6 protein-coding genes are annotated in these 8,710 nt (G+C 60.3%); 4 read left to right on the top strand and 2 right to left on the bottom strand.

The window, feature by feature from the left end; all coding sequences use genetic code 11:
* A partial coding sequence (locus tag ACGF5C_RS33840) for a transposase (protein WP_393308343.1) occupies nt 1-268 on the bottom strand: 268 nt, incomplete at its 3' end.
* An 80-nt stretch (nt 269-348) separates the two neighbouring features.
* Between ACGF5C_RS33840 and ACGF5C_RS33835 the strand changes: the two genes are divergently transcribed.
* The 4 genes from ACGF5C_RS33835 to ACGF5C_RS33820 all read left to right on the top strand — a co-directional run bounded on the left by ACGF5C_RS33835 (nt 349) and on the right by ACGF5C_RS33820 (nt 7,020).
* A complete protein-coding gene (locus tag ACGF5C_RS33835; RefSeq protein WP_393308337.1) occupies nt 349-891 on the top strand; it encodes a hypothetical protein in 543 nt (180 codons plus the stop codon).
* A 438-nt stretch (nt 892-1,329) separates the two neighbouring features.
* On the top strand, nt 1,330-4,569 hold the full coding sequence (locus tag ACGF5C_RS33830) for a DEAD/DEAH box helicase (RefSeq protein WP_393308341.1): 3,240 nt from the start codon (nt 1,330-1,332) through the stop codon (nt 4,567-4,569).
* A gap of 89 nt (nt 4,570-4,658) precedes the next feature.
* Nucleotides 4,659-5,834, top strand: a complete 1,176-nt coding sequence (locus tag ACGF5C_RS33825; protein ID WP_393308335.1) for a hypothetical protein — start codon at nt 4,659-4,661, stop codon at nt 5,832-5,834.
* 64 nt (nt 5,835-5,898) lie between these two features.
* On the top strand, nt 5,899-7,020 hold the full coding sequence (locus ACGF5C_RS33820) for a phosphatidylserine/phosphatidylglycerophosphate/cardiolipin synthase family protein (protein ID WP_393308339.1): 1,122 nt from the start codon (nt 5,899-5,901) through the stop codon (nt 7,018-7,020).
* A 58-nt stretch (nt 7,021-7,078) separates the two neighbouring features.
* Here the strand turns inward: ACGF5C_RS33820 and ACGF5C_RS33815 are convergent, their stop codons facing one another.
* Nucleotides 7,079-8,545, bottom strand: a complete 1,467-nt coding sequence (locus ACGF5C_RS33815) for a hypothetical protein (RefSeq protein ID WP_393308333.1) — start codon at nt 8,543-8,545, stop codon at nt 7,079-7,081.
* Nucleotides 8,546-8,710 lie beyond the last annotated feature (165 nt).

Here is an 8,710-nt window from a genome sequence, read left to right as displayed (position 1 = left end):
CAGCCCGTACCTGGATCGAGTCGATCACCGCCCTGGACCAGTCCAGGTCCCCACGAGCCTGCAGCCGCCGCAGCACCGCCAGGTGCAGCGCAGGCCACAGCCCGGCCTTCGTCCATTCAACGAAGCGGCGGTGCGCGGTCGCGCGGGTGACGCCGAATATCGCCTCGGGCAGCTTCCACCAGGAGCACCCGGCCTGGGTCAGGTAGCAGATCGCGGCCAGCACCGTCCGATCATCTATCCGCCGCCGCCCACCACCCTGCGGCCGCACCGGCACAGGCGGGATCAACGGCGCGGCGATCTTCCACAGAGCATCAGGACACCAACGCTCCACCTCGGACACCCCACAGGTTGAACATCATTCCCCGAGCCGACGACTGCCCCAAGGGCAACCAGCCCGCCCTGTTCGCCCAGATCAAAGCCCTGCCCCTGGGCGCACCCCCGGCAGGGGACCGCACCCGCGACACCCGACATGGCCGTCGTGAAACCCGCACCGTCAAAGCCGTCACCGTGCACGCCCCCGGCGGTATCGTTCCCCACGCCCAACCGGCCATCCGAATCACCCGCACCACCAGCGCAAAGACCAGCCGCGAGACCGCGTACCCGATCGTGTCCCCGCCCGCCAACGAAGCCCAACCCGCCGACCTACAGGACTGGGCCCACCGCGAATGGCGAACCGAGAACAAGATCCACTACATCCGAGATGTCACGTTCCGTGAAGATCTCCACCAAGCCCGCACCCGCACCGGCACCGAACCCGCCGTCATCGCCGCCCTGCGCAACACCGCGATCAGCTGCCGCCGCATCGACGGCGAGGCCAACATCGCCCGCGCAACCCGCCGCCCACACGACCTCATCACCGCCGTAACCAGCAGCAACTCAACAACGCAATGACCCTGATGCGGTGGTGTACGCGACCGTGGGTGGACGACGCCGCTCCGCCAACCTTCAAGCGCGGAGCAGGAAACAGTTCGGCAAGTCCACGGTCCGCGACACATCCGCCATCCAATCGAGTGGCCGTCGGAAGCCACGACCGCCCAACTCCCAGCCAATCGCCTAGGTCAGACCGGACTTACCATCGATACATGGAAATTAAAGAGCGTTCTTACCTGAAACCGACGTGCATAATGGGCCGGGAGATGAAGCAGGAGGTCCGTCGATGGCAAGCTTCTCGGTCGCTCGCAACGCGGTTCGCCTGACGGCCGCACCTCCGACAACGGCAGGTCGCCGCATAACGCACAGGAGGAGGGCCCTGCATTCACGTCTCGGAACGTGCCGTCGGCGGCACCGGTCTGCACCAGGCGCCAGTAGGTTGCCTGTCCAGTGACCGAGATGCAAATTCCCATCGCGTGGCTTGATGACGAGTGCGTCGAGCGTAACCCTGAGGCATTCGCGCGATGTGATGCGGAGAAGGCGACAATTCGCTTCACCGTCTTGCGGCACGTCTTGGACAAGGCAGGCGTCAGCGCTCACGAGGTCGAGGCCGACCTGATGGACGGGATGACGCTCACACACAGAGAGCAAGGCAGTGTTTTCATCGCGACCGGCTCCCAGTTTCGGCTCATTGTTGTCCCGTCAACTGGCCGTGATGGGTCCACGGAAATAGCAAAAGTAGTCGACGTCCAGTTCTCAATCGTCGCCCGGCGCAACTTGTTGGTCCGGCCGGATTCAGTAACGCTCGAGAGACCACAGCGCGACGACGCACCGTGTGACCTCCCTGACCTTGTGGAGAAATTCGCAAGAGCGAGGTCAATCCTCCGCAGGCGGGAGAGCATTCGTGGTACGAGCCGTCGGCGGTTAGCTAAGGCAAAACGCAAGCCGCCAGGCAGAAGTTTCAGGAGGGACGCTAAACGCGAGCTTGCCACCATCTCGGCCTTGCTCCAGGTATTACGGTTGCGCGCTGCGACGACTGCGGAGATATCTGACGAAGGCGTGGTCGCGGGCAGCCACGTAGGAAACGCGGTCGTCCAGGTTCAAGCCAATTCGCGCCTGTTCGATCACGCAAGAGTCACGCTCACGCTAGGGGATCAAGTCACTCTACGGTGCCGGGTTGACGAGGCCGGCTCTAACAAGGACCGTGGAGTCCTGCTACTTCGACTACCCCGCAGTGTCGTTCTCGAACGAGGGCTCAACGTAACCGTCGAGGCTGTGCCTCGTTTCTCGATGCTTGCCAATGCGGCCGCAGTTCGCCGTTTCACAGCGGAGAACATAGATGGATCATGGAACGATCTGGCACTTCTCCTACTCCGGCCCGAAGGACTGGCAAACATACAGCGAACAGAAATTGGTCAGTTCCACCTGGAATGCGGAGCCGGTCCGGACGAGTTTCGTTTCAACGATGAACAGAGAGAAGCAGTTGCTGGTGCGGTCAACGCCCCACACGCCTTTCTTATCAAGGGCCCTCCCGGCACCGGCAAGACCTCCGTTATTACCGAGAGCGTGTTACAGCTCGTCGAACGAGGCGAGCGTGTCTTACTGGTCGCTCCTATGCACGTGGCCCTGGATGAGGTCCTCCAGAGACTTAGTAATGAGCCGAGCATCTTTCCTATCCGTATCGCGTGGGATGAGTCGAGGGTTCGCGGGGACCTGCAGCGATTCATGCCGGAGCACCTGTCAGCGACCTACCTGCGCCGCGCAAGGACAATTGATCAGTCCAGAGCGAAAGAGTGGCGCGACGAAATCGACGAGCTAGTTTCTCTGCGCGAAGCGATCACTGAGTTCCGGCTGTACCGAAGTCAGCGGTCTCTTTTCGAGCGAACCCTGGCAGACGGCACCGGCGCCCTGGAGCGTCTGGAGAGGGAGTACGAGAGTCAGGTCTCAGAAATGAACAAATCTGAGTCATCTGACGTTAAGACGGTTCGTGAGTCCGAAGAGTCGCTAGAACGCCTTCGCTCAGAGCTAGCCGACGTGGAGCGCAGGGGCACTCGTCCTGCTGGTCCTGGCGTGATGGCTCAACTTAGCGAGATTGGCGAACTGAGAACCAAGTCAGAGAGACTTGAGCGACTCATCCAAGGAACAGAGTCCAGGATCGAAGCGATATTTCTGCGACAGGCCGAGCGCTCCGAGCAGTTGATGGAAGGCGCGGCCCGCTATGCAGACGAACGCGAGCGTCTCGCCGAGCAATACATGAGGGCGCAGGACCAGCTGGCCGAGGCGCGAGTACGAGAGGTCCTAGCCGCCGACCATCTCGTCCATCTTGTCGGGCACGAAATCAGTAGCATTGCAGATCACGCTTGGGAGGCGCGCGAGCAAGAACTCGCCGACCGGGCGGCCGTGCTCAAGAAGTTCATAGAGTTAGAAGCCCGCTGGTTTGAGGCTAGCGGGCAGACTCAGGGTAAGAGTCGAGCTGAATCACGTGACGAGTTTCAGCTTCAGATTCGGCAGTCGGCGAACGTTTTGTGCGCGACACCGGGCGGAGCGGCCTCACTTGACGATGTCGACTTCGACACGCTTATTGTTGATGAGGCGAGCCGAGTCATCGACCTTGAGTTTCTTATCGGCGCCAACCAGTCAAAACGATGGATTATCGTGGGCGACGAGCATCAACTCCCACCATATCTAGACCCGAAGGACGAGCTCCACTTTCTGGCGTTGGCGGCGATCCATCTCGCCAAGGCAGGATCCGCCATCGACCTTGAGGAGGCAGTGAGCAGGCTTGCGACGCAGTGGTATGAGGACGACGAGACCAGAGAATTCCGGCGGGACTCTGTCCTCGCGGCGACGGAAGAACTGCGCAAGTCACCGAATTGGTCGGTCCATGAGAAAACTTTCGATGATCTTCTGCGCTTGATCGGCCGGAAGAAAAAGAGTCCGGAACAGCAGGTGATAAGGCTTGTTCGCAAGCATCTGACGAAGAGCTTGTTCGAGCGGTGTATCACCACAGTGCCGGACGGGCTTGTCGCCAAGCTGAACACACAGCGGCGAATGATCGAGCCTATTGCGAGCTTGGTCAACGAGCCGATTTACGGTGGCGGACTCCTCTCGCCCCCTCCGGGGGCGACCGGTCCACAGCCGTTCGTGCTGCCGGCGTTCGGCGCCCCGGTTGTCTTCATGGATACCGCGGCACATCAGCGTGCTTACGACGAGTTCGACGACGGCGGCTTCACCAACGCCCTAGAGGTGGACTGGGTTTGGCGCGTCTGCTCGAATATCGAGCGGGAGTTGCAAGCGACTAACGAAACGCTCTCTGTGAGCGTCCTGACATTCTACAAAAAGCAAGCCCGCCTCATCCGCGACCGAATCGAATACCCCCACTCGCCGGCCTTCGCCAGAGTTGGCTTCGATGTGGTCGGCGTCATCGACAGCATTCAGGGCCAGCAGAGCGACCTGGTGATCGTCAGTTTTTGTAGAGCTAAGCAGGGCAGGCCCGGTCCGAACTACGGGCGCTGGCTACAGGACACGCGCCGGCTCAACGTAGCACTCACGCGCGCTCGCCGCGGCCTCATCATGATCGGGCACCGGCCCACCCTCGAAGGTCTACGGTCTGTGCCGGAAGCCACGAAGTTCTACAGGCATCTCTTTAGCACGCTGGAAAGTCGCAAAGACGTGATGACTATCGTGAAGGACACCTGATGACGCCACGTCGCTCAGTGAAAGTCCGACGTTCGGCGCGAGGCAGCCACGGGCCGGGTGACAACGCGCTCCACATTTACGGAGCCGCGTTGCGGATCGCATTCTGGCCTGATGTAGAGGTCAGGAAGCGCAACAGTTCGAGCCTGACCAAGCTCGAATTGTTCGTTCTGGAATGCGCAACAGAACTTGAGACGTTCAGTACGGCGCAGTTCGAGGCCATCACCGGTTTGCCATCCGAGTTGCTGCACGCGCTTTGCCGTAGGCTGATTAGGGGCGGGGCCGTCGTAAGACGCGATACTGAATACTTTGCAACGAGTACGGCACGCCAAACCCTTGAAAGGGGACAGACTTACGATGCGGTCGAGGGCTCTCAATCATATATCTATTTGCCCGACTCAGACGAGGTTGTAGCCCTGTCGAAACAAGATGCGAAGGCGTTCTCAAAGCTCGACGATCGAGGCCGGTACATCGTCGCGACAGTTCCCGCCCCGCGAGAATTGGCGGGCGTGAAGAGGTCAGACCTTCTGGAAGAGCACATCCGGCTCGGCCGCATCCGCGGCGCCGACTCTGGCGTCGTCGGACTTACAGAGCGGGTAACCACTCCTGATCCACCTCTGTTCGCCGACGGCACTTGTCTCGCGTACCAGTGCGACGCGGTCCTTCGAACCACCCACGAAAGCACCGAACTGTCCCTTATGTTCCACTCGAAACCTTCTCGGCGTTCGAACGATCAGGCACGATCCGAGCCGGTCCACATCTTAATCCAAGGCCAGACCAACCTCGGTGATTCATGGAAGCAGTTGGCGGACGTGCTGGGAACGACAACGTATCGGCGAGCACTCTGGCACGCCTTGACCTCGTCAACATCGACGCCTCCACGTGTCTTGCCCACGCGGTGCTCAATAGACACCTGGCAGCTCGACGTCGATGGTTTATCGGCGTCGGAAGTGGCGACCCAGCAGAACCTCGCCTCGGAAGCCGCCTTGGAGGTGGTCGCCGATGACTGCACCGTTTCTCTGTCAATGTCGTTCCGCCCAACAGACCCACGCGCTGAGCGTCTCTTCGCGCGCGACAAGGCAATAGCCAAAGCGCAGGCCGAGGGCTCGGTCAATCCGATTCTCCGTTTCCTTGACGAGAGCAGGCCACCGCAACCACACGTTCCGCAGTTGACGACAATCGACGACATGCTAAGCCGAGTGTGGTCGCTGGGACACTTCACGCTCGCATATGCACTCACCGAGCCAACGGACATTCCGCGTGACTAGGCCGATAAACGTCGGCGAGGTCGACCCAAGCACAGGCACCTTTCAAATAAGGCAGTTGTCGAGCGTGCCAATACGGGCGGAATCATGCGATGACGCCGGACAGCAAGTTGTCTTCTCCTATCGAGGATCAGAATCCAATATACGCAACAACGTTGTCGAACTGATCGACTCCGCTCGCGAGAAGGTCTTCATCGCAAGTTTCCGTTTAGGCGAGGACGAGCTCCTGCGGTCCCTTCTGGACGCTGTCGACCGGCTGAGGGGCCGCGTTTATGTCATCACGGCATGGAACGATCGTTCCCTCGCCCGAGGTCTAGCTGAGCTTGATCTCGTTTCCCTCGAAGACACCGAGACGGACGACAACGGCTCAATAGAGGCTCAGAGAAAGCGGTTCCATAGGCTCACCAAGGCGGGAATCTATGTTCGCGGCCATGTTGATTGTCACGCCAAGTTCATAGTTGTCGACGACAGACGCGCGCTGATCGGGAGCGCCAACCTGGAGACAAGTGCCCTCACCGGCACGGACAACCGGCCGGTGACAGGCGAGTTGGGCGTGCTTATCCACGACCAGGCGCGCGTACTCGAGGCTAGCCGCTTCTTCGCCCGGCTGTGGCATGAAAGCAGCGAGGAAGCCCGGCCAGGCTTCGCGTATGCCTTGAGGCAACGTAAGCCTGTTCTACCGCTCCCTCAACTGCCGGCCGTTCAGATCAATGCGACCGGCTCGATCATCTGGACCCACAGCAACCGCAGCTTGATCGCCGAGACGATTCGGCACATTATCAGTTCTGCGGAATCGAAATTGGACCTCGCCACCTTCAGTATCGCTGGGATCGCCGACGAACCATACTGGGTGCTAGATCCTCTAAGGTCTGCGATCGACCGTGGTGTACGAGTTCGCCTACTCGTCCGTGGTCGCACCTTCCCTGCACACATGCAAGAACTAGACAACCTTGCCTCCGTGGGCGTCGAAATCTACGGCGATTCACTGACACACGCCAAAGCCGTCATCGCGGACGGGCGACAAGGCGCAATTTTCTCAGCGAACCTCGACATGCGGCTCGGACTTCTTGGCAGCGTAGAGGCAGGAGTGCTTCTCCCGCTCGGTAGCAGTGTGGTCACTGACGCTCAACGATTCTTGAACCACTCGATTGACCACTCTGACATGACGTACACTGCTGCACCGGGTTGAGAGTGAAAGGCGGTCGGAGGTCTGGAACCCGCACCTTGCGAGTTGCCGCTTTATCTGCCTATTCCTCCTTAGCCATTGAGTCGCCGCTCTCTGGCGGAACAACAAAGGCCAGGTGTTTTCTCAGGTCATCGAGGTCTTCCCCCGGCCGATGTAGCTCCCAAATCTTCTTGAGGTAGAAGAAGGCGCGGCTCCCAAGATTCTCGGACGATTCAACGTCGATCGGCTTGAAGCCGTGGGCCAAGACTGACTTGTTCCGCGTCGCTGTTAGGTCGGCCAGGTTGCGGATCGCCCTCTGGCTTGTCAATCCCGCCCGTTTTGCGAAATCGTCGTCCGTGCACGCGAGCAGCCTCGCTGCCGCGACGAGGCTCACCTTGGACGGCAAGCCGGAGTCATCCTCGGGAGATCCGATAGACAAAGCAGCGTAGCCACTCTCGATGTCATCGCCGAGCAATGTGTAGTCCGGCGAGTCACAGAGAAATCCTCGGTGGGTCTCCTCAAGGCGCCAAGCTAGGCAGCCTTCGATCGTCCGGTAGTAGAGTAATGCCGCGAAGTCATTCCGCCCGAGGCGTGAATAGTGGCCACCGAGGATATGAAGTCCCAGGATCAAGTTGAGGCGGCTCTCTGTCGAGTCGTCCAGCCGCCGCAAGAAGGCGACTTGTTGCCGAATCCTGGATGTGATTGCCGGCGACAGCGGCTCCCCGTAGCTGTTGAGCAAGTCCTCCACGCGGTCAGCGAGCGCGGGGAGGTCGGCCAACACCAGGTCACACCACGCCTTATACAGATCGCTCACCGCCTTCCAGAATCTGGCTACGCTTGGGCTGGCCAGCCGGTCGCTCAGATCCTGATATCTCTTGCTCGCAATGTCGAATGCGCCAGCTCGTAGAAGTTCCGCAGCGCGGACCATCTCCTGGTCTCCGAAGATGCTGATGGGGTTGTCCAACAGGAGAAGCCGTTGAGTCTCGGGCCGGATGTGTCCCGTTGCAGGGTCCGGCTCGACATCGACGTAGCACAGTTCCAGATCGAGCTGCCACGCTGCGAGCGCTGCGGCGGCGCTCATGACTTTGTTGCCGCCGGTGATATTGAGGATCACACGATCACGGGAAATGTCAGGACGTGAGAGGAAGTCCTTGATGATTTGGTACACAACCCGTGGATCTATGGCGTCTACATGGTTATGGAAGAACTCGGAATGCCTCAGGCGACCCGGACCGACCACGTAGTCGCCGATTACATTGACAGCCTCCTCGCCCCTGCCAGAGTGGATCACCAAAAGTCGACGCGGCCGTAATACGTCGTAGGCGACCACTGTGGACATCGGTGAGCGACCTGTAATGCTTATGAGCACAAGGTCCGTTCCATCGAGCTCTACATCGGAGTTGCGGCGGACCGCTTCCGCTATCAAGTCGCGCAGGTGATCGAGGGCATATGCGTCAGCGGCGTCCACGGGACTCGGGTGATCGCCGTACTCTTCCTCACGCGCGAGTATCCGACCGCGGCGTGAAAGTCCTGACTCGAGTGTCTCCACCCGAACACAGTACGTTGCGCCGGTAGGAGCCGGCGGTCGTATATCCGCGGCCGTTGTGGCACGGGGTGGCGCGATCTCGAGCGACCGATCAAGGTGGCCGCCTGCAGGCTCGTGGGGACCTGGACTGGTCCAGGGCGGTGATCGACTCGATCCAGGTACGGGCTA

Source organism: Micromonospora sp. NPDC047620 (assembly GCF_043205005.1).
Taxonomy (GTDB): domain Bacteria; phylum Actinomycetota; class Actinomycetes; order Mycobacteriales; family Micromonosporaceae; genus Micromonospora.
The sequence above is the reverse complement of the archived record's forward strand: the minus strand, read 5'-3'. Positions and strand labels throughout refer to the sequence as shown.